Origin of the sequence: Halorhodospira abdelmalekii, assembly GCF_016583625.1 — a bacterium.
GTDB lineage: Bacteria > Pseudomonadota > Gammaproteobacteria > Nitrococcales > Halorhodospiraceae > Halorhodospira > Halorhodospira abdelmalekii.
In genome coordinates this window covers 1-24,986 of record NZ_NRRN01000027.1, presented here as the reverse complement: position 1 = coordinate 24,986, position 24,986 = coordinate 1, and the positions used below count along the sequence as shown (strand labels likewise).

19 protein-coding genes are annotated in these 24,986 nt (G+C 61.2%); 2 read left to right on the top strand and 17 right to left on the bottom strand.

The genetic code is table 11. From position 1 onward, the window contains the following. The first annotated feature begins 23 nt into the window (after window positions 1-23). Window positions 24-1,238, top strand: a complete 1,215-nt coding sequence (locus tag CKO15_RS08020; protein WP_200194701.1) for an ABC transporter substrate-binding protein — start codon at window positions 24-26, stop codon at window positions 1,236-1,238. Between the two features lie 145 nt (window positions 1,239-1,383). Here CKO15_RS08020 and CKO15_RS08015 read toward each other — a convergent pair whose 3' ends face one another. After that, complete coding sequence (locus CKO15_RS08015; RefSeq protein WP_200194700.1) at window positions 1,384-2,649, bottom strand: adenosylhomocysteinase; 1,266 nt, start codon at window positions 2,647-2,649, stop codon at window positions 1,384-1,386. 110 nt (window positions 2,650-2,759) lie between these two features. On the opposite strand from CKO15_RS08015, the gene CKO15_RS08010 reads away from it, so the two are divergent. Beyond that, window positions 2,760-3,797: a GGDEF domain-containing protein gene (locus tag CKO15_RS08010; protein ID WP_200194698.1), complete on the top strand. Its 1,038-nt coding sequence runs from the start codon at window positions 2,760-2,762 to the stop codon at window positions 3,795-3,797. 61 nt (window positions 3,798-3,858) lie between these two features. Here the strand turns inward: CKO15_RS08010 and CKO15_RS08005 are convergent, their stop codons facing one another. The 16 genes from CKO15_RS08005 to recB all read right to left on the bottom strand — a co-directional run bounded on the left by CKO15_RS08005 (window position 3,859) and on the right by recB (window position 24,936). Continuing rightward, the gene (locus CKO15_RS08005) at window positions 3,859-4,110 is read right to left on the bottom strand and encodes a BrnA antitoxin family protein (RefSeq protein WP_096409131.1); all 252 of its coding nucleotides are present in this window, start codon (window positions 4,108-4,110) and stop codon (window positions 3,859-3,861) included. After that, window positions 4,103-4,369, bottom strand: a complete 267-nt coding sequence (locus tag CKO15_RS08000; protein ID WP_242464658.1) for a BrnT family toxin — start codon at window positions 4,367-4,369, stop codon at window positions 4,103-4,105. The genes CKO15_RS08005 and CKO15_RS08000 overlap by 8 nt, the downstream gene beginning before the upstream one ends. A gap of 495 nt (window positions 4,370-4,864) precedes the next feature. Then, window positions 4,865-5,593 (bottom strand): M48 family metallopeptidase, encoded by a 729-nt coding sequence (locus CKO15_RS07995; RefSeq protein WP_200194694.1) that lies wholly within the window; start codon window positions 5,591-5,593, stop codon window positions 4,865-4,867. Then, window positions 5,583-8,663 (bottom strand): type I restriction endonuclease subunit R, encoded by a 3,081-nt coding sequence (locus tag CKO15_RS07990; protein WP_200194691.1) that lies wholly within the window; start codon window positions 8,661-8,663, stop codon window positions 5,583-5,585. The genes CKO15_RS07995 and CKO15_RS07990 overlap by 11 nt, the downstream gene beginning before the upstream one ends. Before the next feature lie 25 nt (window positions 8,664-8,688). Then, window positions 8,689-9,780 (bottom strand): type II toxin-antitoxin system antitoxin DNA ADP-ribosyl glycohydrolase DarG, encoded by a 1,092-nt coding sequence (darG, locus tag CKO15_RS07985; RefSeq protein ID WP_200194689.1) that lies wholly within the window; start codon window positions 9,778-9,780, stop codon window positions 8,689-8,691. A gap of 16 nt (window positions 9,781-9,796) precedes the next feature. Next, entirely contained in the window at window positions 9,797-10,444 is a 648-nt protein-coding gene (gene darT / locus CKO15_RS07980) for a type II toxin-antitoxin system toxin DNA ADP-ribosyl transferase DarT (RefSeq protein ID WP_200194687.1), read from the bottom strand. Between the two features lies 1 nt (window position 10,445). After that, complete coding sequence (locus CKO15_RS07975) at window positions 10,446-10,712, bottom strand: hypothetical protein (protein WP_242464657.1); 267 nt, start codon at window positions 10,710-10,712, stop codon at window positions 10,446-10,448. Beyond that, window positions 10,709-11,299, bottom strand: a complete 591-nt coding sequence (locus tag CKO15_RS07970; protein WP_200194685.1) for an AAA family ATPase — start codon at window positions 11,297-11,299, stop codon at window positions 10,709-10,711. Before CKO15_RS07970 ends, CKO15_RS07975 begins: the two co-directional genes overlap by 4 nt. Beyond that, a complete protein-coding gene (locus CKO15_RS07965; RefSeq protein WP_200194683.1) occupies window positions 11,296-11,454 on the bottom strand; it encodes a hypothetical protein in 159 nt (52 codons plus the stop codon). Before CKO15_RS07965 ends, CKO15_RS07970 begins: the two co-directional genes overlap by 4 nt. After that, window positions 11,451-14,036, bottom strand: a complete 2,586-nt coding sequence (locus CKO15_RS07960; RefSeq protein ID WP_200194681.1) for an AAA family ATPase — start codon at window positions 14,034-14,036, stop codon at window positions 11,451-11,453. The genes CKO15_RS07965 and CKO15_RS07960 overlap by 4 nt, the downstream gene beginning before the upstream one ends. Then, the gene (locus tag CKO15_RS07955) at window positions 14,029-15,351 is read right to left on the bottom strand and encodes a restriction endonuclease subunit S (protein ID WP_200194679.1); all 1,323 of its coding nucleotides are present in this window, start codon (window positions 15,349-15,351) and stop codon (window positions 14,029-14,031) included. Before CKO15_RS07955 ends, CKO15_RS07960 begins: the two co-directional genes overlap by 8 nt. After that, the gene (locus CKO15_RS07950; RefSeq protein ID WP_200194677.1) at window positions 15,344-17,791 is read right to left on the bottom strand and encodes a type I restriction-modification system subunit M; all 2,448 of its coding nucleotides are present in this window, start codon (window positions 17,789-17,791) and stop codon (window positions 15,344-15,346) included. Before CKO15_RS07950 ends, CKO15_RS07955 begins: the two co-directional genes overlap by 8 nt. A 120-nt stretch (window positions 17,792-17,911) precedes the next feature. Beyond that, window positions 17,912-18,226 (bottom strand): HigA family addiction module antitoxin, encoded by a 315-nt coding sequence (locus tag CKO15_RS07945; RefSeq protein ID WP_200194675.1) that lies wholly within the window; start codon window positions 18,224-18,226, stop codon window positions 17,912-17,914. Window positions 18,227-18,241: 15 nt separating this feature from the next. After that, window positions 18,242-18,523: a type II toxin-antitoxin system RelE/ParE family toxin gene (locus CKO15_RS07940; protein WP_200194673.1), complete on the bottom strand. Its 282-nt coding sequence runs from the start codon at window positions 18,521-18,523 to the stop codon at window positions 18,242-18,244. Between the two features lie 219 nt (window positions 18,524-18,742). Next, on the bottom strand, window positions 18,743-21,064 hold the full coding sequence (locus tag CKO15_RS07935; RefSeq protein ID WP_200194671.1) for an AAA family ATPase: 2,322 nt from the start codon (window positions 21,062-21,064) through the stop codon (window positions 18,743-18,745). After that, window positions 21,061-24,936 carry an exodeoxyribonuclease V subunit beta gene (gene recB / locus CKO15_RS07930; RefSeq protein ID WP_200194669.1) on the bottom strand — a complete coding sequence of 1,292 codons (3,876 nt, stop codon included), beginning with the start codon at window positions 24,934-24,936 and terminating at the stop codon, window positions 21,061-21,063. The genes CKO15_RS07935 and recB overlap by 4 nt, the downstream gene beginning before the upstream one ends. Window positions 24,937-24,986: the final 50 nt, after the last annotated feature.

Sequence of the window (24,986 nt, the reverse complement as noted above, 5' to 3'; positions counted from 1 at the left end):
GAAGACTTGGCAGATCTATATCCATGTTTATTAATGCGCGCTTTATACATAAATGCTTTTTTTTGTTGTTAAGCATACTATTATTGGTGTCGTTGCTGGGGTGCGGTGCGGAAGACCCAGCCGAACAGCGTGCCCAAAAGGTGGTAGAGGAAGAGCAGAAGTTGATTGTCGGCTTGGCTTGGCCTTTTGAAGGCCCTCAAGGGGAGATGCGTGAGGGCGCTCGCTTAGCTCAGGAAAAGCTCAATGACGCTGGCGGCGTTCTTGGTCGCGAGATTCAGTTTTTGGAGTTTGACGATAAAAGTGAAGTCGATCGAGCAATGATATTTGCTCAACGCGTAGCCGACGATCCAAGCGTGGCAGCGGTCATTGCACATCTCGATACTTTTCTTGCCGTCCCGGCCTCCTCAGTGTACGAAGCAGCAGGCGTACTGATGATATCGCCTGGGGCAACCGGCATGCCACTTACTGAGCGAGGCTTAAAGATGGTGTTTCGCACTCATCCAAGCAATCTCCAACAGGCTGAGGCGTTAGCCGAGCTTGCGCGTGAACGCGGTTATAACAGAATTGTAATTTATTATGTAAACAATCCCTATGGGATTGATTTGGCAAACTTTTTTGAGCGTCGAGCAAGCGAGTTCGGGGTAGAGGTGGTTGACCGTCGGGCTTATGATTTTGGTAGCGATCATCGTCGCATCTTTCGAAATTGGCTGCGGTATCAAGAGTTTCAGCCTTTCGATGCTGTTTTTCTGGCCGGTTCGCTACCCGCTGCTGCAGAGATCATTAGAGAGGCTAGAAAGATGGGTCACACTGTTCCGATCTTCGGTGGGGATGGCCTAGACTCTGAGATTCTGATTGGGTTAGGTGGTGAGTATTCAGAAGGCGTGATTACGACATCGGTTTTTAATAAGGCCTTGCCTGATTCGCGAGTACAAAATTTTGTCGCTGCCTATGAGGATCGCTATGGTCTAAGCCCCAGCAGTTTTGCGGCACAGGGCTACGATGCCGTAATGCTGCTTGCCGATGCGGCCGAGAAGGCGGGGAGCGTTGATCCGAGGGATATAGCAGCTGAACTTCGGGGAAGCGATCAGCGCTGGCCTGAACCCTGGGTGGGTGTTACCGGAAGTCACGCTTTTTCAGAGGGTGGGGAGATTGTTGGAAAACCGGTTGTTTTTAATCTCGTCGATGGTGGAGCGTTTTATCCTCTGCGGCGATTTGTAGGTCAAAACTCAGATCAGTAGGAAGTCTCTCGTAAAACTTGGTTTATGTGCAGCTATCCATTTACCATTAGTCGAGCGAGGAGAGCGAAGTACCGTAGAGAACCGTGGATCAAGCGGTGATCGACGCGTTGAAGATGAAGGCTACAGCCGATTTTCTTCGAGATCTTCAAAGAAGCTCCTCGCTCTTCCAGGCGGCTAGGAAGCGGCGCTGGGCTTCGGTCATCTCATCGAGCACGATACCGAGCGTCTCCAGTTTGAGTTCGGCGATCTGCCGGTCGACTCGGTCGGGAACGGTGTGAACACCGGGGGCGAGTGTTGCTCCGTGCTCCCATAGATCGACGGCCGCCATCAGTTGTACGGCGAAGGTCTGATCCATGACCTCGGCCGGGTGGCCCATCGCGGTCGGAGCGGCGAGATTGACCAAGCGGCCCTCGCAGAGCAAATGGACCTCGCGGCCGTCGGCGAAGCGGAACGTCTCGATCCCGGAGCGGGCCGGGTAGCGCTCGATTGCCAGTTCGGCGAGTGCCGCGGCATCGATCTCGACATTGAAGTGACCGGCGTTGGCCAGGATGGCGCCACTGCGCATCCGTTCAAAGTGTTCGCGGCGCAGCACCTCCCGATTCCCCGTTACAGTGATAAAGAACTCGCCGATTGCGGCCGCCTCCGCCATCGGGCGGACCGCAAAGCCGTTCATGTGGGCGCGTAGCGCTTGCCGCGGCTCGACCTCGGTGACGGTAACCTGGGCGCCGAGCGCGCGCGCTTTGTGGGCGACACCGACGCCGCAATCGCCGTAGCCGGCGACCACCACTTGCTTGCCGGCGAGCAGCAGGTTGGTGGTGAGCAGTAGGTTGGTCAGTGCCGACTCGCCGGTGCCGTGGATGTTATCGAACTCGTGCTTCATCGGCGTGTGGTTGACGGCGTAGGCCGGAAAGGCGAGGGCGCCGTCATCGAGCATGGCGCGGATGCGCTGAACGCCGGTGGTCGTCTGCTCGCAGACCCCCTTCAGGCCGGTGAGTAGGTCGGGGCGCTCATGGACGAGGCGGGCAGTCAACTCGGCGGCGTCGTCGAGGATCAACGCCGGTGCGTGAGCGAGCGCCTGCCGATGCAGTTCGGCGAGGCGCGCCTCGCTGACACCGCGCTCGGCGTAGCCGGTGATCGCGGGGTGTTCGTTGAGGGCAGCGACGACATCGTCTTGGCTTGAACCGGGCTCGCTGCCGGCAAAGACCACCTGAGCGCCCGCAGCGGCTAAGGTCTCGAGCAAGATGCCGGTTTTCGCTTCGATGTGCGAGCAGACGGCGATCGTCTGCCCGGCGAAGGGGCGCGTCTGCCCCAGGCGCCCACGCAACGCCGCATGGACCGGCATGTGGGCACGCGCCCAGGCGAGCTTCTGGTGCCCGCTAGCGAGGAGGGTTGAGTTGGTGTGAGTCGGCATCGGCTGTTGTCCGTCCGTAGGAAGTATCGTGCGCCCCCACCCGCTTGTCGATCTGAAGTGTTAGGCTAACACGGTGGGGGATTTGTGGGAATGGCGCCTGATGTGACGGCATGGGAATGACCGGCGCTCGATTCGCACTGCAGAGTAGCGTTACTGCCGCAGCTCCAGGTGCGGGCGGCGGGCGGCTGCCTTGGTACGCCCTCTACGCGGTCGGCGTGCTCACCCTGCTCTATTTTAGCCTCGATAGCCATCAGCAGCGCTATTTGGTTCTCGATGCCGGCTTGATCGGCTTGCTTGGGCTCGCCGCCTTTTGTCTGGTTTGGCGCAGCGAGGGGTTTGAGCGGCTGATCTACGGCGTTACGGCGCTCTTCTTTATGGTCATGGTGGTGGCCTTCAGTTACCGTTGGGGGTTGGCAGCTACCGGCATGATCGGGGGCGATGACCGGACCAATCCGGCGACCGCGTGGATCGTCTTTCTGTTTATCCCGTGGACGCTGGGTTGGACTTACGGCTTGGCACTGGCTGCCAATCTGCGCGCGCAGTGTCGCGTTGAGCATATGGCGCAGCACGACTACCTTACCGGACTGCCGAATCGGCGCTACTTGAGCGAGACCATGGAGCGCATGGCGGCTCGCTGTGCCTGCCGACGAGGGCGCAGCGAATCCGACAGCGGCGCGGGCTTCGGTGTGGTGATCGTCGATGTCAACGGTTTCAAAGAGATCAACGACCGCTACGGCCACGCCTTTGGCGATGCTGCCTTGGTGAAGCTGGCGGGCCTGCTGGTCAACGGCGTGCGTCCGGAGGATGAAGTGGTCCGCCTTGGCGGCGACGAATTCGTGCTACTGCTGCGCGGCCTGAGCGACCGGGAGGCGCTTGATCGGCTCTGTGATCGGGTCTTTGAGGAACTGGAAGAGCCCGTTCAGGTTCGGGGGCACCGGGTCTATTTCGTGGTCAGTTTGGGGGCGGCATTCTGCCCCGATGACGGTATCGAGACCGATCGACTGCTGGCGCTGGCCGATCAGCGGATGTACGCCAACAAGAGTCTCAAGGGCGCGGACTCCGAGGTCTGGCGTGACGACGACTGCCGGGGGCAGGAGCAGCGCTCGGCTGGCGGGTGTCTCTCTCCCGCGGGCGATCGAGTTGTTTAGGTTTCATCCTAGGTGGTGTGGGGAGGGCGGGCTAAACACCCGCCCTTACCCGATTGGGCGCTTAGTCGGCATGATGCAACTCCTGCCGAAGTATCTCCCTTAGTTTGCCGGCAGTTAACGGTACATTCTCGTCATTCAGGGCCGCCCGGAGGGCCTCATTAATCGCGGTTTGATAACCAACACCTCTGGCTTCAGCCCGCGCTCGAAATGACTCAATAATGTCGTTATCAAGCATGATGGTGATTCGGGTCTTTCCAGGGGATTCTACGGCAGGACCTCGCTTACCCTTACTGAAGTCATACTCTTTACGCATGGTAGTTCCTTGTCTCGTTTGGGCTGGCTTTTCGCGCGGAAATGATTCGGACTCGATCGTCCCGCGGGGTGTGGACTACGACCAGAATTCGCCCCAGGGAGTCTGCGCCAAGAGTGACGAAGCGGGGCTCACCTTCCGAGTCGGGATCCTCAATGGTGATGCCAAGTGGATCCCGGAGCGCCTGCTCGGCATGCGCAAAGCTGACGCGGTGTTTGCGAAGGTTAGATGCCGCCTTTTCCGGGCCGAATTCGATCTCCATGCGCTTAGTATGCATATGGTATGCATATCAGTCAACAGGGCAGCGCCTAACAGTTGATTCAGAAGACGCGGCTTTATAGGGGTGCTGTGCCTGTCCCTGTTGGGTGCCTGTTGGGTGCTAGCGGGGCGGCTAAGCCGCTGGCAAGGAGCAGGGCGAGTACCCGGGTTACGGTGTGTGTCTTGCCGGTACCGGGACCAACGGCGATGACGCTGACGCGGTGCCAGAGGGCGTTGGCGGCAGCCACTCTTGCTGCCAGTCGATCGGTGTGGGGGCATTGGTGACCGGTTGTGGTGCGGCGAATGCCGCTTCCGGTGCCTCTCCCTGGGCAGCAGAGCGCTTTGGCTCCTGGCCGGCGGTGGGGGCCTGCTGTGGCCACTGTGCCTGTCCCTGTTCTTGTGTTCTTGTTCGTGAACCGCCGTGTACGGTACCGTACGCACGGTGGTGTGGGAGCCGGAGGCGGGCGACCGCCTCGGCTACCCGATATTATGCGCAGCGTCAGTAATCCCACTCTTCATGAGCCAGCGGGGTCTCGTTAAGCTCGTCCTTTCGCAGGTGCCAATCGGGCATGCATTGGTTCATCAGGGCCCGAAAGTGCTTGTTGTGGTGACGCTCCAGCAGGTGCACCATTTCGTGCACGAGTATGTATTCCAGGCAGCGAGGCGACTTCTTGGCGAGCTCCAGGTTCAGCCAGACGCGCCTGGCTTCAATATTGCAGCTTCCCCAGCGGGTCTTCATTCGCTTGATGCGACAATCCGAAACCACCACACCCACAACCGGCTCCCAGGCGGCGAGAAGTTCGGGAATGCGGGCTTTGAGTTGGCGCCGGTACCAACGGTCGAGCGTCTGCCGCCGAGCTGCCCGGTCGGCACCCGGTCGGACTTGCAGCTCAAGGGTGCTGTTGTTGACCACGCGCACTCGCGGATTGCCCGGTCGTTCCACCACATCCAACCGGTAGCGCCTGCCCCCGAAATAGTGGCTTTCACCGGTGACCATCTCCCGGGCGGACTCACGCGCCTGGCGCGCAAAACCCTGCTGCTGGCGGCGAATCCAGCCCAGGCGTGAGACGATGGCCAGCCGCACGGCTTCGTCGTCAAAATGCGGCGGTGCGGCCACCCGGACCTTGCCATCAGGCGGATAGACGCCCACGTGCAGGTTCTTGATCGCCTTGCGACGGATCTCCACGGGGATGCCACTCACCTCGATATGACGGCGCTCAATAATCATTCTGGTTCTTCACTAGCTCGAGAACGGTATCCACGTCGGGGATCTCGGTCTCACGTACCTGCGTATCCAGCACCGACGCGATGGCGTTGCGCACCTCGCGCTCCTTGAACCTGTTACCCCGCCAGTCCGCCTTCTTCACGGCTCGAATCTTCTCATCAAGACGGACAGTCAGCGTGGCATCCTGTCCCAGGTTGTCGTAAAGAGCCTGTTGCGCCGGTGTATCGATACCCGTGGGATAACTATTCTGCTCTTCCCGCCGAGCCGCCTGGCGCGTCAGTTCCACGATGCGGCGCAGGTATTCCTTGTATTCCAGCGCCTCCTTCCGGCGCTGCTCGATCAGGGCATCGAGCAGCTCGGACATCTTCTCGAAGTACTTCGGGTTGACCGCCATCTCATCGATAATCAGCCGGCGCACGTTGTTCTCGATGGTCTCGGCCATGGCCTCCCAATCACCCGAGATGGATGCCGGCAGGCTGTCCACCGCCTCTTCACCGCGCTCGACTACCAGCTCGACCAGCGTCATGTCGTCGAAGGCCGAGAGCTTCTCGCTTTCATCGGCGCGGATGTAGGTGTCCAGCAGATGCCGCATGGCCGGCTCGTACATCTTCATATCGATGTAGTCGCCGCTGGCCAGCTTGACCTCTTCCCGAACCTTTTCGTAGTGCTCGACCTCCGACTTGATCGTGGCGGCCTCGGCCTCGCTGTAGCCCGCCTGTTGCATCTCGTTGGCCAGGTCGGCATAGGCGCGCAGGAAGGCACCGACGTGTTTGTAAAGGGCGAGTCGCTTGGGCTCGTTGTCCTTCTGCACCTCAGGCGCATCGCTGGGGCCAACGAAATAGCGCCGGTAGGCGGGGCTGTCTTTGGGCGGGTCCACGGCCTCGCATAGCGCCTTGACCGCTTCGCGGGACTCTTCTAGGCGTTCCCGCGCCTTGTCCAGCCGATCCTCCAGAAGCCCTTCCACATCGTCCGCGTCGAAGGCATCGAAGGCCCCGCCCGTGTAGTCTTGGATAGATTGCTCCAGGGATTTGAACAGATCCTTGTAGTCGACGATGTAGCCGACTTCCTTGTCTTCGGTGTGGAGGCGATTGACCCGGCAGATGGCCTGGAACAGGCCATGGTCGCGCATCTGCTTGTCGATATAGAGATAGGTAGCCGGCGGGGCGTCGAAGCCGGTAAGCAGCTTGTCCACCACAATCAGCAGCTTCATCTGGCCGGGCTCGTCGATGAAACGCTTCTTCACCTCCTGCTCGAAGGTCTCCACCTTGTTGACGGCCGAGTCTTCCGGCTCGTTGAAGTGCTCGGCCAGCATGCGCCGATAGATCGCGTACTGGTGCAGCTTCTCGGTCTCTCCCTCGCCGGTGGCCTCACCCTTGATATCGGCGGTGGAGGGCACATAGGAGGTGACAATGGCGCACTTGCCCTTCAACTCGGTCTTCTCGAACATTTCGTACAGTCGGCAGGCCGAGTAAATGCTACCGGCCACCAGCATGGCGTTACCGTGGCCGCTCATCAGTCGGTCGCGGGTCGCCATGTCCCAGAGAATGTCGGAGACGATTTTCTCCAGCCGGTCCCGCGAACTGAGCACCTTCTGCAGGGTGCCCCAACGCTTCTTGAGCTGGGCGCGGGCGTAATCATTCAGGCCCTGGGTCTTGAGCTCGAACCACTGGTCGATCTTGGCCTGCGAGGTGACATGCTGGTCGATGTCCCGCGCTTCGTAGCGCAGATCCAGCACCACGCCATCCTGCACCGCCTCGTCGAACTTGTAGCTGTGGATGTAGGGGCCGAAGACTTCGATGCTCTTGCGCTTGTCCTTTTTCAGCAATGGCGTGCCAGTGAACCCGATCAGCATGGCCTCGGGCAGCAGGGCCTTCATCGCCTCGTGCAGCTTGCCGGATTGGGTGCGGTGGCACTCGTCGACGAACACGAACAGATTGCCCTTGGCCCGAAAGCCTTTCGGCAGATGGCTGCGCATGTCTCGGATGAAGGCATCGACATCGCCTTCCTCGGAGGCGCCGAACTTGTGGACCAGCGAGGCGATGAGCCACTCGTCGCTGCGGTTGAGCACGTCAATCAGGTCGGCGCCGCTCCGGGTGCGGTGGATCTGCTCGTCCACGCCCTTGAAGACCTTCTCGATCTGCTCGTCCAGCTCGGTGCGGTCGGTGATTACCAGCACCCGGGCGTCCTGCACGTTCTCGCGAATCCATTTCGCCAGCCACACCATGGTCAGCGACTTGCCACTGCCCTGGGTATGCCAGATGATGCCGCCCTGACGACGCCGCACATGGTCCTGCGCGGCACGTACGCCAAAGAACTGATTGTGGCGGCAGGTCTTCTTGATGCCGGCATCGAAGACCATGAAGTCATGCACGATCTCCAGCAGCCGTTCCTTGCGGCAGAGCTGGTGCAGCCCGCGCGCCAGGGGATCGTCGATCTCGGAAGGCTCCTTCCACTCCATCCAGAACTTCTCGGGCGTCTCCATCACCCCGTAGCGCAGGCCCTCGGTAGGGTTGCCGGCCATTACCAGCTGCGCGGTGGCAAAAAACGGCTGAATGAAGTCCCGCTTCTGGTTGTCCAGACTCTGGCGGATGCCCTCGGCCACCGCCACCGTGGAGCGCTTGAGTTCCAGCACGCCCAGGGCGATGCCGTTGACGTACAGCACCACATCCGGGCGCTTGGTGTTGGCCCCGGCCACCGTGACCTCCTCGGCCACGGCGAAGTCGTTGTTCTCGGGATTGGCCCAGTCGATTAACCAGACGGTAACTGTCTGCTCCTGCACCGACGGCTTGACGTGAACGCCGTAGCGCAGCTTCTCGTAGACGGCGCGGTTGGCGTCATAGAGGGTCTTGCTACCGGCAATCGCCGCCGCCTGGTCCAGTTCGCGCAGGGCGCGATTGATCACGCGCTCCTCATGGCCCTGCCGCGCCAGCCAGCCGCGTAGCAGGTGTTGCTCGATATTGCGGTTGCCGGCGCGGTCCTTCCAGTCGCCCAGGTAGCGGTAGCCCAGATCATCCTGGAAGAGGCGCAGGACCTGCTGCTGGGTGTGGCGTTCACGTTGGCCGACTCCTGACATGGCAAGTAACCCGTTGACTGTTCGTTTAACTCGACTGGCCGGCGCTCCCCGAACCCGGCACGCGCGATTCAGTCTGATCCAAACCCAGCCAACCGCTGTCCTCCAAATGCCGCCATGCGACCCTGATGTGTTTCGGCTGGAACATGCTCCGCTTTCGGTCATTCCAGGCATGAACCGCTTCCACGGCTTCATCCGCATTACTGATCGGCCGCTCATCATGCGTTGCAACCCAATGCACGCTCGACAGCAATTCCATGCCGTAAGGCGTTTCGAAGCCTGCGATAAGGGCGGTGACCAGGTCCAGGCGCTCCCGGGAGTCATGGTATTCAGCCAGCACTTGTTCAGCCTCATCGACTGCGCCGTCCATCAATTCAATTTCAGTATCGGGCTTCTGGCTATCACCGAATCCGCGCGTATAGTGCCCTTCCAGAGTCTCCAGCACTTTGTTCAGATTGTGAGCGTAAGGGCCGTAAAGCCCTTTTTCGTAACGTAGCCTTAATCCTTCCCCGGCCTCCTGCAGGAAGTAGGCAAGTTTCTGTGTCTCCAGTAGCGTCCGACGGTAGTCCAATGCCCCATAGCGATCCATCAAACTGATGAAAAGGGCACGCGCCACCGTCAAATGCGGGCGCCTGGTCCGTACCGGCATACGGGCCGCCTCGGGCGCCCCTTTGGGCTCATAGAGCAATACATGAACATCCGCAAGATCGGCGAATGCCGCCTCGATTCGTGGTTTAACTTCCTGCCAATCCAATCCCCCCAATCCGCTGCCCAGCGGCGGAATCGCGACCGAGCGGATGTTGAGCTTCCGGATGACAGCGATGAGATCCTGCAAGCCTTGCTCGATATCCTGCATGCGGGACTTGCCCCGCCAATGATTCTTGGTCGGAAAGTTGATGATATAGCGGGGATTGACCAGGTTCCCGGTCTCGAATACGAACATCCTTCCGGGCTGCACTGCTTCCGCCTTGCACGCCCGTTGATACGCCTTGAAGTTCTCCGGAAACGCCTGCTTGAACTGCAGGGCAATCCCTTTGCCCATGTAGCCAACGCAGTTCACCGTGTTGACCAGCGCCTCCGCATCTGCGGTGAGCAGGTTACCTTGTGTATGCTCGATCATTGTACTCTCCCACTATCTAATGATAGTACCAGTCCGGGCGTACAGAAACAGCGATGTCCGGCGTCGCCGGGTATTCAGTCAATACCGCCTCGACGCGCTCTTTCATGCGTTGATTCAGTACCATAATTTCCCCAATAAGCGCCCAGGGGCAGAAGCGATGCACCAGGAACTCCGCCTGCTTTTTGCGCTGTCGGTCCATATCGTTTGCGCTATCCGCCCAATAGCGTGCCGCTACGACCTGCCAATCAATTTGTCCCAGGAAATCAAGATCATCGAACCACTCGGTGAATGCCGCCAATCCATGGCCATCGGAAAAGACGAATTCGGCCCCGCTTTCCTGAACCTTCTGAGCGGTCGAAATCAGATAGATCAGCGGCTCCTGACCTTCCTCGTAACCGGCCACCCGGCCGGTTTTGAGGTTCAGCATCATCGGTGACAGCGGGCCAAAGTAGAACGGCACATAATCGTGCATCGACCCGCCCGGCCCGCAGGGGATCGCCCGGTCATGCCTTGACGCCTGTACGGCCAGGCAGTGAATGGCACGATACTCCAGGCCGTCACCGGGCTGATGGTTCGGCGCATGCAGCCCGCCTCGCGCCAGGCAGAGGGCGAGGTTGTCAATGTGGATCAACCTTAGTATTGGTGTTGGATAGGGAACGGTCATTTCATGACCCGCCTTCCTTACTAGACTCGCGAGGATTGCCGTCGTGGTCCTTTCGCTCGTACGTGTCGCCTACCGCGGATGGCGAGACGGAGACTTCCGATGCATACTCGCCCGGGCTACCAAGCTGTTCCGGGGACAGGCGTACCATCTGACCATCGCGCCAGACCACGGCGTACTGTCCCAGCAGGCGCTTGCGCTCCAGGGCGTTGGCAACCGCCCGGCGCAGCGCCGCTAGAGCCAACTCATCGTCTTTGGATAACTTGTTCATTTCCGAACCATTCCAAGCAGCCCCGAGAGAACATCTTGCCGATAGACGTCGCGGCGTCCCTCTTCCTGAACGAAGACCAGATCGGGCAGTTCGCCTTCGTTCGAAAAACACCGGGTTCGATCGGTTTCGCCGATATAGACATCGAAAAGATTGCGAAGACCACGATAGAACCGCCGCTGAATATCCGCTTCCGGGATATCATGTCCGCCATGAGCCACGCGCTCCGCTACCCGCTGTCTGGCTGCTTCCGGGTCGGGGAGCGCAAGGTAGATCAGCTCCACACGCCATCCTGCCTTCCGCAAACGATGGATCTGGCGGATGTACCCGCGCCCGGCCAGCGTGGTCTCGAAACCGAAATCCCTGTCGGCGCGGACATGGCGCTCGATCTCGTTCAGAAAGATCCGCCCCGCCGCCACCCGCTCGGTTTCCGGCGCCAGTGGCGCCATGCCCGCCGCAATCAGATCCGCATTAACGAATTGCCGGCAACCGACCGCGTTCGGCAGGTATTCCAGCGCAAACGTCGTTTTGCCCGCACCGTTTGGGCCGGCGATGATCCAGCAGGTTGGGCTGCGGTTGGCAGCGCTCACCCGTCTGCCTCTCGTTTTGAGTTTGTCTCGTAAAGCGTCTCCGTAATGGTGCTGCGGTACTTCCGGTCTCCCAAGTAGCGATATCCCAGCCCGTTCCGGAAAAAGCGCAACACCTGCTGCTGGGTGAAGCGCTTGCATTGGCCGACGTTGCTCATGAGCTCGCCTCCTCGGGCGTCCAGTTCTTGAATCGCTCACGCCACTCTTTCAATGCCTGAACATCTTGCCGCAGCTCAGGTTCGTCCGGAATAAATATTGGCGTCTCTTCAGATTGGCTGTGCTCATAGCAGGAATACTTGGTCATCAGTTCATCAATAAACTGACAATCTTCTTGGTCAATCAGTGGCAAAGGTGCCAGCCGATTATCTGTCGTGACGCTGCGACGATGACGCCTTACAACCTGATTCAACAGGTCGTCTTCAACCGTCCGCTCAAGCAGTTTTCGAAAATCGCTGCAAATCCCTTGGGCCAGCGCTCTATACGCTTCCGCACCGCTTGCTTCACCGGCCTTCTTCGCCTCATCGAGACGAGACAATAGAATGTTATTCGCCTTCTTGGTATTCGCGTTCCATACTGCCTGGTCTGCCGGATGCCCCGCTGTACCGGAAAATGATTCGATGCAGTGCTGGTGCAAATTCTTGCGCTTCCAGTCATCACCAATCTTCCTCGCCGCATCTTCCATGGCGCCGTATAGCGATAGCCGGTGTGTGAATACCAGCACTTGTCGAGTCCGCGCCAACTGAGCTAACCGAACGGCGACATGCCATTCGTAATCATGGTCCAGCGAAGAGATTGGATCGTCGAAGACAAAGGGAGCCGGCTGCGGCTGTTCAGCGACATCTGCAAGAAGCGCCGCCAACCCAACAATTCGGCGCTCACCTTCACTCAGAACCGATTCAGGGACGGCCTGGTCTGTTCTGGCACCCTTCAACCGAAGCTTATGAAGCGCCCGCCCCCTATCTGTCCGCGTCTTGTAGAGCTCAACCTTAATCCGCGACGCTCCCAGCGCCTTTAGTTCGCGGTTGAAGCGGCCCACGAACCCTTGCGTAATGATTTCCTCGGCAATATCACCAGCCTTCAGGGAGATGCCTTGAGAATTGGCCAAGCGCTTCCATTGTTCGAATTCGCCTACACGCCGAAGGCGGTCAATCTCTGCGCGAATAGCGTCAGCCTGTTGCGATGTCCATTTCCGCGCTTCAAGCTGTAGTTTTTCCTTTTGGGCCTGTTCACGATCAAAGTGCTTCGCGTCTTCCTCGTATTGCCTTGCTTCCTGCTCTAGTGCCTGGGTTCGGTTGCTCAATTCGTCGAGGAGTTCTTTTGGCCAATTCATCGGACCAAAGGGGTTCTCTGCTTCATGGCCAAGCAGCGCCGATCGCACTCTGCCAACTTGCCGCCAGGCCTCCGTCATTTGTATCGCCAGGGGACTCTCGTTCAATCCGGCGGCTTGGAGTATTGTCGTGACTTGTTCCTCCGTCAGCCCGGTAGGCAGCGCGTCCAGCGCCCGCTTATAGGCATCTTCTGCCGCCTTCGCTTCCGATTCCAATTTTCCCTGCACAAAGCCCTCAAACTCTTCCAATCGCTGTTGTGCCTGTTCATCGAGCGTCTGGTGACATAAAACGCACCGAGCGTCATCGGTGACGGGATAGGAGCGCCCGGGATAAGCGGTTTGGGAATATGCTCGTGCCGCTTCCCATAGTGCCCGCCAGGTATCCGTTCCCACACCCTCCAGCTCGGCGGATTCCACCTTTGCCGCCTCGTTTGCAATGCGCCTTTTATTTTCTGCATCAGTACGTAACGACCGAATTTTTCTAATACCGTCCGCTCCAAATGCCGTCGCCGCTGCCTTCAGGCTCGACGCCAGTTGGTCGATCTGTTGCTTAATGCTTCGTTTGGACCGCGCAAGACGTGCAGGATCTTCCGCCTTCAGCCGCTCGCCCAGTTGCTCCAAAGCCTTCTCATCTTCCGGCGTCCACTGAATCAAGGACTCAATCTCAGCCTCGGGGAGGTCTGCCCGCAGTCGGCGATAGGTAGAGCCTGCTGGTGTGGCTGCATAGTCAGCGGGCAATTGCGGCAGGGAACTGACCAGGCCGTTCTGCTGGCTTTGCAGGCTTTCTCGGATGCGAGTGCACAGGCTCGCCAGCTTCTCGAATAGCGCGACTGTAGGCGGTGTATAGGTCGCTGCCTTCTCCTCGGTAAGGTAGGCAGTAGCCGCCTCGGCGTCGAATATATCGACCGAACGCAAGTCGTCTATCGGGGCACCATTCGCGATCCATTCCACCTCGCGGGCTTCCCGGTTGATGGAATAACCGATCTTGCACAGACGCTCTTCGGGTGTCGCATCAAAAACATTGGGCTTGAGGTCGGGTGACCGGGGTTTCCCGCAAATTTTATTCAGAATACGCGTATACCCTGATTTGCCGGAGCCGTTGTGCCCATAGATAACGCATAGATTCCCTTCGCCAAAGCTGAGCGGATGACGGGGAGAGAGGTTCTCAATTCCTCGTATATCGCCAATCTTAGTAAGTCGCAGCGCACTAGCGGCGAACGCATCGGCAGCAAGCCCCTCGAACTTCCGATGGCCAGTAACTTCTTGACCCTCAGGGGTCTTGAGATAAGCGATTAACTCATCAAGCCGCTCATCGGACACACTTCCGTCAGAGAGCAGAATCTCAGTGGCGTACTGGAGCCAGTCTTGCTGACTATGAAGCCACTCTCGGATTGTTTTCGTTGCATCAGCCATGCGAAGCGTCTTCCCTGTCTTCTTCGACCAACCGCACCCGCCCGGTGAGGAGGTGCTGCATCATGCCCTGCTTGATCTGGCAGGCCTTATCGCGGCGGGGTTTCAGGGCCTCGATTTCGGTGTCCATGTCGGAGAGGACCGAAACGATAGCTTGTTGTTCCTCGGTCGTTGGAGCCTTGTATGTAAACTCGGCCATATCTCGACCGTATATATGAAACACGGTCGTTCCGGATACGAGCTGCATTATCTGCCGGTGATCCATTCGGATTTTGTAGGCGAGAAATGTTCCGTCTATTTCGGCTCCATTCGGCCGAATGATGAGAATATCTCCTCCAAGAATGACATTAGATTCTGCAATGCAGCTTGCTGTTGCCAAGCCGTTGGGAGTGACATCCGAAGTCGGCATAAGAACGTCGTTTTCGATTGACTTGAAGCAAGCGGCCTTGCGATCTGTTCGACTGTTTACACTGGTAATCCTCTCGCCGTACTGCGTGAATAGCTCTCCGTAGTGGATACATGGACTGCTCCCATCGACCAGCAAGTCCGCCTTGGAAAGACCGCTTCCCTTATGAAAGGAGGCAACGTTACCCAACTGCGTCGTCTCCCACTCGCCAGTGAAGCCGGGCAGTCGGATCTGGCCGGTGAGGAGTTGTTGCATGGCGGCCTGTTTGATGGCGCGCTTTTTGGCGATCAGGCGGTCGAGGGATTCGATCAGCGCGTCCGCGTCCGACAGGGCGGTGGCGATGGCGCGTTGCTCTTTCTCTTCAGTCGGTATTGGTAGTACCTGTGAGAGTACATCTCCCCTTGATAGGCCAGGAATCAGGCCAGTGACTGCATCGGAAAGCGTCGAGGCATTTTCCAATAATGAGTAGAAAGTGAAGTCTGGATCCCACTTCTCCACATGTATCGCCATCAATTGACGGCTAATGCAATAATCGGCGTCTGATTTTACGAGGGTTCCTGCCCCAGAACCCTTTACGGTAAGCAGCAGGTCGCCAGCCTCACAAATGGTAGTTGGCTTCGTCGTAAACCTCGTTTGCTGGATGTAACCATCTGGAAAGTCAGCGGGCCCGGTAAGATAGGGGACGCCGTGACCTGTGGTGTTACAGAAACTAGCCATTACGTGGTGCCCAGAGAGTAGAGAAACGCCTTCTCCCAGTGCGACCGTTTCCCAATCCTCCGGGATCACCCCCACCTCGGTCCGCTTATAACCGGGCGGTACGTCCTCAGCAGTGGCGATTTCGGGCTCCACCGCGTAGGCGGCCGACGCATCCCGCACGGCCTGCTCTTCTATCGCCTCGCTGCGCTCAGCCATCGACTCGCACCCCCATCTTTTCCAGGTGGCCGGTAACCTTGGCGGCCAGTGCTTCCACCTCGCGCTCGATGGCCGGCAGGGGCTCGGCGTAACGCTCTTCCAGCTCGCGCACGCGGCCGGCGAGCTGGTTGGTGATGCGCTCGACTTCCGATTCGATGGCGGCGCGGATGTCGGCCAGCCATTTGTCGTCCACGGCGAGCTGTTTGATCTCGTCCTCGGTGAGCTCGGCGTAGCGGGCCAGCACGGCCTTTTCGAGTTCCGCCTGGGCGTCCTTGACGGCCTTCTTGGCGGCCGCCTCATTGTCCATGAGTTTCTTGCACTGCTGGAGGGCGGCGATTTCGTCATCGGCTTCCGGCTCGCCCTTGAGGGCCTTGAGGCGCTTGGGGATTTCGGTCTTGGTGACCTTGCCCTTGTCGTTCTTGACCTCGCTCAAGAGGTCTTCTTCGCCGTCCTGTTCCTCGATGAATTCCTCCAGCTCGCGGCTGGCAGTCTCGGCGTCGGCCTGCAGGGTGTCGAGCCGGGCCTGTTCGTCGGCGAAATAGCGGGCAATGACCAGCGCAGGCGGGATCAGGTCGAGCTTGTATTTTTTTGCCTTCTTGCCGCTGCCGACGGTCAGGTCGGGTTCTTCCTTGATCTTGCGTTCCTTGTTCTCGATCACGCCCCGGGGCCGGGCTGCTTCGACCCAGCCCTCGGCGGCGATGAGGTAGACATCGTCCTGCATGACATCCGCCCAGTAGTCCATCAGGCGCTGGTAGACGGCGTAGCGGTCCAGCAGGGGCACGTCGGTGAAGCGTTGCAGCAGGTCCTCGGACAGGCCGTGGATCACATCGCGCGGCTTGTCGCCCGTTTGCAGGGTGTAAAGGTCTGGGCGATGGGCCGCCTGCCAGTCGTCGGTGACGCCGGACACGCGCTCGGCGAAGGCCGTGAAGGCGGCGTGGCCCAGCACGGTGGCCTTGACTTCGCGGGCTTCGACCCGGGGCTCGAGGTAGCCGGGCCGGCCGTTATCGCGAAACAGCGCCTCGCGCAGACCGGGCAGCACGGACCAGTAGGGCTCGAGCGCGTCCACATCGCGCTCGGGGATGCCGCCGTTCAAGTGGGCGTAGAGGTCGTGCAGGTCCTCCGCCTCACCGGCGTCGATGTAGCGCGGGATGTTGAGGTTGTAGCCGTTGGCATCAGAGGCGATCTCGGCCAGCGGCACGCGGCGGGCATAGCCGGACAATTCGCGCTGGTGGTTGAACACGTCGACGATCTTGTGGATGTCGCGGGAGCGCAAGCGGTTCTTGTTGCCGTCCTTCATGAACTCGCGGCTGGCGTCGATCATGAAGATATGCTCGCGGTTGGCGGCGTGTTCCTTGTCGATGACCAGGATGCAGGCGGGGATGCCGGTACCGTAGAACAGGTTGGCCGGCAGGCCGATAATGCCCTTGATCAGCCCGCGCTGGACCAGGTTGCGGCGGATGTCGGCCTCCTTGTGGCCGCGGAAGAGCACGCCGTGGGGCAGGATAATCGCGCCCTTGCCGGTGGACTTGAGCGACTTGATCAGATGCAGCAGGAAGGCGTAGTCGCCGTTCTTGGCCGGCGGGATGCCGTACTCGAAGCGGCCGAACTCGTCGTTGGCCGGGTCCAGGCCGTTGGTCCAGGACTTGGCGGAGAACGGCGGGTTGGCCACGGCGTAGTCGAAGGTTTTTAGGCCGCCATCGGCATCCTTGAAATAGGGGCGCGAGAGGGTGTTGTCCCGCCACAGCTCGGCCGTCGGGTAGTCGTGCAGAATCATGTTCATCTTCGCCAGCGCCCAGGTGGCGTTGTCGTTCTCCTGGCCGTAGATGCTCAGGCCCTGCGGGGCCTCGTAGGCGGCGCGCAGCAGCAGCGAACCGGACCCGCAGGTCGGGTCATACAGGGTCTCGTCCTGGCGGGTGTCCGGCCCGATGCCCACCACCTGCGCGATCACCCGCGAGACCTCTCCCGGGGTATAGAACTGGCCCTTGCTCTTGCCGGACTCGGTGGCGAAGTGGCGCATCAGGTATTCGTAGGCGTCACCCAGCAGGTCGTCGCCGTCGGCGCGGTTGGCCCCCAGGTCGAGCTGGTCGAAGATGGCCACTAGCTTAGACAGCCGATCCTGCATATCCTTGCCGGAGCCGAGTTTGGTCTCATCGTTGAAGTCCGCCTGGTCGATGACGCCCTTCAGATCATTGGCCTCGGCCAGCCGGCCGATGATCTTGTTGATCTTGTCGCCGATCTCCTTGTCGCCCTTCAGCGCCACCATGTCGGCAAAGCTGCCGCCCTCGGGGACTTCGATCAGCGAATCCTTCTTGTCGCTGACGTACTTCATGAACAGCAGCGTCAGCACATAGTCCTTGTACTGCGAGGCGTCCATGCCGCCGCGCAGCTCGTCGCAGGACTGCCAGAGGGAACTGTAGAGCTGGGATTTCTTGATTGCCATTAAGTAGCCGTTTTTCCTAAATGTGAGTTCCGGGATTGCGACTTTTACGCATAACGCCTGCCATAAACGTCCGAGTGAAACGAGGTCCGGCGACCGTAGGAAGCGCATTTGAAGGCCTTGTTACGCTGCATTTAGTGGCTTAATTCGGGCAACTTCGTCCTTTGCTGACTGAGATGCAGCCCACAAGTCAACCGCCCTCTGCGCATTCAGCCAAAATTCCGGAGAGTTTCCAAACAGGCGACCAAGCCGCAGCGCCATCTCAGGGCTGACCGAACGGCGCTCACGCAGCAGCTCGTTCACGGATTGCCGAGAAACCCCCAGGAGTTCGGCAAGCCGCGCAACGGTCAAGCTGTAATCCGGGATAAAATCTTCTCTCAACATTTCCCCAGGGTGGGTCGGCTTACGCTGAATACCGCCAGTGTTGGAAATAGCCATAGTCGTTACCTCACTTCAGTGGTAATCACAGACTTCGACGTCGTATGCGTCACCATCCGTAAGCCGGAAACAAATGCGCCACTGCGCATTGATCGAAATAGCGTGCTGACCCTGTCTATCCCCGGACAGCGCGTGGAGTCTATTGCCAGGAGGCACCTTCAAATCATCTAAACTCTCCGCCAAATGCACGTATTCGAGCTTCCGGGCGGCCCTTGGCGCCACATCGGGAGGGAACTTCTTGGTCTTCCCGTTGGAGTAGAGCTCTTGGGTACACTTATCGACAAAAGTCTTGATCATGATCTAAGTGTATAGCGTCACGTGACAGATTTCAAAAGGGCAAAGCTATGCCTGCGTAACGCCAGCCATTAGCCGCGCGAGGCACGAGCGTCGGCTGCAGCGCCTTGTGTACGCCCGGCATGGGCATGAACTGATGGGGTGAAGGTCCCCTGTAGGAGCACCTGTGATGTCCACACTGTGGACGACTACTAATCGAGCCACCCTGCGCGGTTGCGGTCGTCAGCTAAACCGCAAGCGCTCACCAAGCCCCGAGTGGCGTTCGATCCGGGTGCGGACCCCGGCGCGCCACGTCGCCTCGCTACCAACGACGATCAGCTGCTCGCGGGCGCGGGTGATGCCGGTATAGAGCAGTTCGCGGCTCAGCTGCGGGGTCGGTTGCGGTGGCAAAACCAGCGCTACGGTCGTGAACTCCGAGCCTTGGGTCTTGTGGATGGTCATCGCGTAGACCGTCTCATATTCGGGGAGGCGGCCGGGGGCGAGCGGGCGAAAGTCGTCGCCGTTCGGGAACCAAGCGAGCAGTTGGCCCGTCTCGTCGGGCCAGATCAGACCGATGTCACCGTTGTAGAGTCCAAGCGGATAGCAGTTGCGGGTGATCATCAGCGGTTGGCCGCGGAAGAAGCGGCGCTGTTGTGGGTTGAAGACCTGCAGGATGCGCTCGTTGAGTGCCCGCACCCCGTGCGGCCCGCCCCGCTGTGGGCAGAGGATGCGAAAGGCGGCTAGCTGGGCGAAGGCATCGGAGAGGGCGGGTGCGGTAGCGATCGGCGCATAGTAGGCAGCGATCCACCGCTCGAGTGCTCGGGTTAGCGCATCTTCTGGCAGGTGCTCAAGGTCGTCGCCCGTATTACCTTGATGGCCGTGGTCGTCCCGATCCGCGCCCTGATCGCCCCCCCGATAACTCCCCTGATTGCTTTGACCGCCAGGGCTGCTATGGAGATCCAGGCCGCCTTGGTGGCCCGGGGTACCCGGTCGATCACCTTGTAAAATCTGCAGGCTCTTCTTGGCTGCGCCGCCGATGACCGCTGCGGCGAGTCGGCCAATGCCGCTGTCGTCGGCAAAGCGGCGGCTCTCGCGCAGCAGGCTGACTGCATCGGTCTCAGGGGCGGTGGGTGCACCAGAGGCTGCAGCGCTACAAGGGAGCGCGACCGCATCGGCAGCCGCATCGGTTCCCTTGCCAGCGTCCCGGTTCGTCTCGCCGCCCGTCTCACTGGCTGCGCGACTGGTTTCGTCACCGCTTCGGCTCTCTGCCCCTTCACCCGTCTCCACAGAACTGCCCAGACTCAACCCAAGGGCCGCGAATTGGCGCAGGCGCTCGCGACTGTAGCCCGGATGCGGCCGGGGGACGAGGTCGGCGAGCACTGAGCCGGCAGCGACCGAGGGCAGTTGATCGGCATCGCCCAAGAGGATGACGCGCGCGGTCTCGGGTAGGGCGCGAAAGAGGCGGGTCATCAGCGGCAGGTCGACCATCGAGAGTTCGTCGACGACGAGCACATCGAGCGGCAGCGGGTGTTCGCGATTGTGGCGAAAGCCGACGCCGTTGCCGCGCACGCCGAGTAGGCGGTGGAGGGTGGTTGCCTGTTCGGGGATGGCAGCAAGGAGCCTTTCCGAGACGGCGTGCGGTGGCAGTTGGCGGCGTGCCTGAGCGACGGCCTCGGCGAGACGCTGAGCCGCCTTGCCGGTGGGGGCGGCAAGGTGGATGCGTGGGGTCGCTGCGCTAGTGTTTGCCCCGTTCGCTTTCGTCTCGTCGGCAGTTGCTTTGCCGGCGCGTGCTTCGCCACCTACCGGAGCGAGCGGGGCGGCTAAGCCGCTGGCAAGTAGCAGGGCGAGTACCCGGGTTACGGTGTGTGTCTTGCCGGTGCCGGGGCCGCCGGCGATGACGCTGACGCGGTGCCAGAGGGCGTTGGCAGCTGCCACTTGCTGCCAGTCAGTGGGTGGGGGGGCGCTGGCTGCTTGCGCTGCAGGGTGCGGAAAGAGCTGCCACAGGAGGGTGCGCAGTTCATCGCAGCTCACCACACGTTCGATCTCGGCGCTCGGGATGGGCGCTAGACGCGGGCGCAGCAGTGCGGCCAACTCCGTCTCGAAGCGCCAGTAGCGCCGCAGGTAGAGGCGCTGGCGGTCAAGGACCAGCGGGGCGTGGTCGTCGGGGCCGAGTTCCAGCGCGGCGAGGCGTTCCAGCCACGTGTTCAGTTCGGGAAAGGCGAAGGGCGCTGCCGCTGCGCCGCCGCCATACGCTGGGCTGCCACACGCTGGGCTGTCAGACGCTGCAGAGTCGGAAGCGTTGGAAGCATTCGACCCGCCCCATCCGCCCCATCCGCTCGACTGGTCACCGCTTACAACCGGGTAGTTACGCCCTGCCCAATACGGCAGATAGAGACAGGAGTGACCGGCACGCAGCGCTTCGCTCAGGGCGATTACACTCGCTTGAAACCACGCTTCGTGGCAGTCGAACCATTCGCTTACAGTCTCCGCCAGAATGGCATCAAGCGGCTCGCTGCCGGCGGCCTCGACGCGCTCTCCCGTCGGCGCTAAGGGGTCCGGGCTCATGCGGTGGTCTCCTTGCGAGGCGTCATGCGGCCTTCGAAGAGGGCGTCGAGGGTCTCTAGGGTCGCGGGAGGGATCTCACGGTGGTAGAGCCCGAACCCGTGGTCAGGCGCCATCCCGCGCAGGTAGAGGTAGTGGACGCCGCCTAAGTGCGTGGCCGGATCGTAGTCGCTCAGGCGGGTGCGCAGATAGCGGTGCAGGGCTAGGGCGTAGAGCAGATACTGGAGATCGTAGAAGCTCGCCTCGATGTTATCGCGCATCTGTGGTTCGTTGTACGCCGCAAACTCGGCGCCGAGGTCGTTCGACTTATAATCGACGACGTAGAAGCGCCCCTGCCACTCATAGATCAGATCGATGTAGCCGTGCAGCATGCCCTTGAGTCCGCTCGGGTCGGGCAGGGCGTTCTGGATATGGCCGCGGTGGTCCGCGAGGAGGGCAGCGAGGCGCGGCCGACGGGGTGCGTTCATCGGAAAGTAGAAGCTCGTCTCGCGCAAAATCTGCGTCTGGGGCAGATCGGCAAGACGGGCACCGCTCGGCAGCGGGGTCGCGAGCACTTCACCGAGCCAGCGCTGCAACTGCTGCTGGACCCAGGCCCGGGCGCTCGCCGCGTCCGTGCCGGTCGCTGCCGCGTAGGTTGCCGCTGCCCCCTGCAGCAGCCCGGGGTAGCGATGCTCGGCGCGGGCGAGCGCGTCCTCCCATTGCGGGGCTGTGAAGTCGATCTGCTCCAGGAGATCGTGCAGCAGGTTGCCGGTCTCGGGGCCGCGAGCTAGGGTAAAGCGCAGCAGCGGTTCGGCGGCGGTGGGTCGGGTTGGTCTGGCCGCTTCGGAAGCCGCGGCGGAGTCGGCGGCTGCAGAGGGTGCCGCTTCGGAAGCCGCGGTGGGGTCAGTGGATGCAGAAGGTGCCTTATCGGTAGCCACATCGGTCGCCGCAGCGGTAGCGACAGGCGGGTAGGTGTCAGTACGAGCGCCGGCACCACCAGCCTCACCACCGCCAGCCTCACCCTCACTCCCACGGTCACGATCACGCGCGCTGGTGCCGCCGTGGCGGGCATTGCGCGTGAGCGCCGAAAACGACGAGAGCCACCAGTCGCGCTCAATCCGACCGGTAAAGCGGGCCGCCGACGGCGACTCACTTGGCGGTGCGCGGGGTGGCGGGGCAGCGTTGGGCGGCGGCTCGGCGCTCAGATCGATGACCCCGCAGGTGCCCTCTGCCTTCTGCTGCTCGAGCGCGGTGCGCAGCGCGTCAAAGTCTTTGATGCCGCCGAGGCAGTGGGCCAGCGGTGAGCGAGCCAGCGACTCGAAGGCGGCGGCCAAGAGGTAGACTCGGCGTTCGCCACGGGTCGCCCCGACGTAGAGCAGGCGCACCTCCTCGGCGGCCCGCTCTGCGGCGGCCAGATCAGAGATCTCCGTGGTGGGATTGAACGTCAGCTTGGAGTGGTAGTTGTCCTCCGGGTCGTGGTAGCGGACCAGCAGCGCGGTGCTGCTGCGATCTTGCCGCCCGTAGCTGATAAAGGGGAGGAAGACGACCGGGTACTCCAAGCCCTTGGCACCGTGCAGGGTGACGATGCGCACCAACTCACCGTCGCTCTCCAAGCGCAGCTCGCTCTCGCGGCCCGCCGCTTCGCTGCGTGCCTGCTGCAGCCAGTGCAGCAGTGCTTCCGGCTGACGGCGGGTTTGGCTCGCCTGCTGCAGCAGCTCGACGAGGTGGAGGGTGTTGGTCAAGGCGCGTTCGTGGCGCGCCGGATCGGGCCGGAACCAGTGCTGCATCAGGCGCAGCGCCATGCTCATGAAGCCGTTGCGCAGCCAGCGCTCGCGCAGAGCGGTAAGCGCCTCAAGCAGCTCTGCCCAGGCGCGCTCGGAGCGCTGCAGCTCGTAGAGTGCGACGGTGTCGTAGCCAAGGAGCGAGGTCGCCAGCGCGCCGATCAAGGCGCGCTCATCTTCCAAGTGGAGGATGCCACCGAGGACGCGCAGCAGCTCGTCGGACTCGGGGCTGACGAGGACGTTGTCGCGGGCGCTGAGATAGACCGACTGAATCTGGCGCTGCTGCAACGCGCGCTGCATGAGGGCGGCTTCGCCACCGCTGCGCACCAGCACTGCGATATCGCCGGGAGTCAGTGGGCGCCCATCGAGGTGATCTTCGCTGAGCAGACGGGCAATCTCCGCCGCTGACCAAGCCGCGAGGGCTTGCTGCCCCGCTTTGGTGTAGGCCGTACCCTTATGATTGAGCCCTGGTTGTTCGTCTGCGACCGGTAACAGGCCCCACTGCAGGGCGGCCCGTGGCGTTGCGCCGGTGATCGGCTGGCGCTCCGGCTTGCCGGCGGCTACCGGGTGGTAGGCGATGCCGTACTTAAAGACCTCGGTGCTCGCTGCCGGTCTGCCCGCTTCGTCGGTAGCCGTCGCGGTTGCTGCGTCCGTCGCTGTCGCTGCTGCTGTCTCTGTGGCCGCTGCCGTCTTCGTTTCTGGCGCTGCTGCTGTTGCCGTCCCTGTTGTGGCCCCTGTTGCCGGTGCTGTCGCCGTTCGCGCCTCGGGCAGCGGGGCGCCGAAGAAGAGCCGATTGTAGCCGGTGATGACCGCCGGGGCAGAGCGAAAATTACGATCCATGATCCACTGCTGATCGGCATCGGAGCGCGCGCTGAGATAGGCGAAGACGTCGCCGCCGCGAAAGGCGTAGATCGCCTGTTTGGGGTCACCGATCATGCAGAGCAGCCGCTTGTGGCGGTTTTCGGGATCGGCGTAGATCGCCCGCAGGATGGCGTACTGATCGGGGTCGGTGTCCTGGAACTCATCGACTAAGGCAGCGGGAAACTGCGCCCCGAGACGCTCGCACAGCGCGGCCCCGCTGTCGGCCGCTTCGACCTGGGTGCGCAGGCGGCGGATCAGATCGGCGAAATCGAGCTGATCGAGCCGCTCCTTGCTGCCGGCAACGTGTGCGCGCGCATAGGTCATGCCGCGCCACGCCCACCACGCCTGTATGGCGCTGCGCCGTTCGGCGAGGCGCTCGATGAGTGCGGCCAGCGCGGGGAGGGCGGCGCGTTTCTTTTCGGTATTGAACCCATCCTTGCGCAATGCAGGATCATCGAAGAGCTCCGGGGGCTCGGCAGGAGCCGGTTGCGTGCTCAGGGTGGTGAGTGCATCGTAGATCGCCTGCCACTCTGCCGCCTTTTCGGAGCTGCGCCGCGATTTGACGTTGAGCTTGATAAAGTGCGCCGCCTCGCCATCCTCCTGATCCGCCGCCCAAGCAGTGCAGAAGGCTTGCCACTCGGTGTCGAACGTCGGAACCTCCGGCTCTTCAGGCAGTGTTTCGTGGCTGAGGATGGTGCGCGACCAGCGCTCGGCGAACTGCTCCGGGGTAGCGAGGTAGCGGTAGAGTTGGGCGAAGTCGGGCTGTTTGGCGACCTCGCGATACCAATCCTCCAGCGCCTCGACCACCAGGCCGTGGGTCTCGGCCTCCATCTCTGCTTGGAAGCTGATGCCGCTTAGAAAGGCCTCCTGCGTCAAGGCGCGACGGCAGAAGCCGTGGATGGTGTAGATGGCTGCCTCGTCCATATGCAGCTGGGCGTTGCGCAGCAGGGCGCGGACCTTCACGGTGTCGGGCAGGCGGGCTCGCAAGCACTCATAGAAGGGTTCGTCGAGCCGCTCCCACTCGTTGTACGCGCGCTCGATCTCGGCGCTCAGCCGGCCTTTGAGCTCGGCCGTTGCCGCCCGGGTAAAGGTCATCACCAAGATGTGCTGGACGCTGAGCTCGCGTTCAAGCAGCAGGCGCAGGTAGAGGCGGGTGATGTTGAAGGTCTTGCCGGTACCGGCGCTCGCCTCAATCAGGTGGATGCCGTGCAGCGGCATCGCCTCGGCCTGCAGTGTTTTAGCCTCTTCTGTCATCAGCTAGTGTCGCTAGTAGGGGGAGCTGGCCGGCACCACGCTCCAGAATA

What these genes read in the sequence shown, in the direction of transcription:
- CKO15_RS08020 (WP_200194701.1), top strand. Translation starts at nt 24, where the DNA reads ATGTTTATTAATGCGCGCTTTATACATAAATGCTTTTTTTTGTTGTTA.
- CKO15_RS08015 (WP_200194700.1), bottom strand. Translation starts at nt 2,649, where the DNA reads ATGCCGACTCACACCAACTCAACCCTCCTCGCTAGCGGGCACCAGAAG.
- CKO15_RS08010 (WP_200194698.1), top strand. Translation starts at nt 2,760, where the DNA reads ATGGGAATGACCGGCGCTCGATTCGCACTGCAGAGTAGCGTTACTGCC.
- CKO15_RS08005 (WP_096409131.1), bottom strand. Translation starts at nt 4,110, where the DNA reads ATGCGTAAAGAGTATGACTTCAGTAAGGGTAAGCGAGGTCCTGCCGTA.
- CKO15_RS08000 (WP_242464658.1), bottom strand. Translation starts at nt 4,369, where the DNA reads ATGGAGATCGAATTCGGCCCGGAAAAGGCGGCATCTAACCTTCGCAAA.
- CKO15_RS07995 (WP_200194694.1), bottom strand. Translation starts at nt 5,593, where the DNA reads ATGATTATTGAGCGCCGTCATATCGAGGTGAGTGGCATCCCCGTGGAG.
- CKO15_RS07990 (WP_200194691.1), bottom strand. Translation starts at nt 8,663, where the DNA reads ATGTCAGGAGTCGGCCAACGTGAACGCCACACCCAGCAGCAGGTCCTG.
- darG (WP_200194689.1), bottom strand. Translation starts at nt 9,780, where the DNA reads ATGATCGAGCATACACAAGGTAACCTGCTCACCGCAGATGCGGAGGCG.
- darT (WP_200194687.1), bottom strand. Translation starts at nt 10,444, where the DNA reads ATGACCGTTCCCTATCCAACACCAATACTAAGGTTGATCCACATTGAC.
- CKO15_RS07975 (WP_242464657.1), bottom strand. Translation starts at nt 10,712, where the DNA reads ATGAACAAGTTATCCAAAGACGATGAGTTGGCTCTAGCGGCGCTGCGC.
- CKO15_RS07965 (WP_200194683.1), bottom strand. Translation starts at nt 11,454, where the DNA reads ATGAGCAACGTCGGCCAATGCAAGCGCTTCACCCAGCAGCAGGTGTTG.
- CKO15_RS07960 (WP_200194681.1), bottom strand. Translation starts at nt 14,036, where the DNA reads ATGGCTGATGCAACGAAAACAATCCGAGAGTGGCTTCATAGTCAGCAA.
- CKO15_RS07955 (WP_200194679.1), bottom strand. Translation starts at nt 15,351, where the DNA reads ATGGCTGAGCGCAGCGAGGCGATAGAAGAGCAGGCCGTGCGGGATGCG.
- CKO15_RS07950 (WP_200194677.1), bottom strand. Translation starts at nt 17,791, where the DNA reads ATGGCAATCAAGAAATCCCAGCTCTACAGTTCCCTCTGGCAGTCCTGC.
- CKO15_RS07945 (WP_200194675.1), bottom strand. Translation starts at nt 18,226, where the DNA reads ATGGCTATTTCCAACACTGGCGGTATTCAGCGTAAGCCGACCCACCCT.
- CKO15_RS07940 (WP_200194673.1), bottom strand. Translation starts at nt 18,523, where the DNA reads ATGATCAAGACTTTTGTCGATAAGTGTACCCAAGAGCTCTACTCCAAC.
- CKO15_RS07935 (WP_200194671.1), bottom strand. Translation starts at nt 21,064, where the DNA reads ATGAGCCCGGACCCCTTAGCGCCGACGGGAGAGCGCGTCGAGGCCGCC.
- recB (WP_200194669.1), bottom strand. Translation starts at nt 24,936, where the DNA reads ATGACAGAAGAGGCTAAAACACTGCAGGCCGAGGCGATGCCGCTGCAC.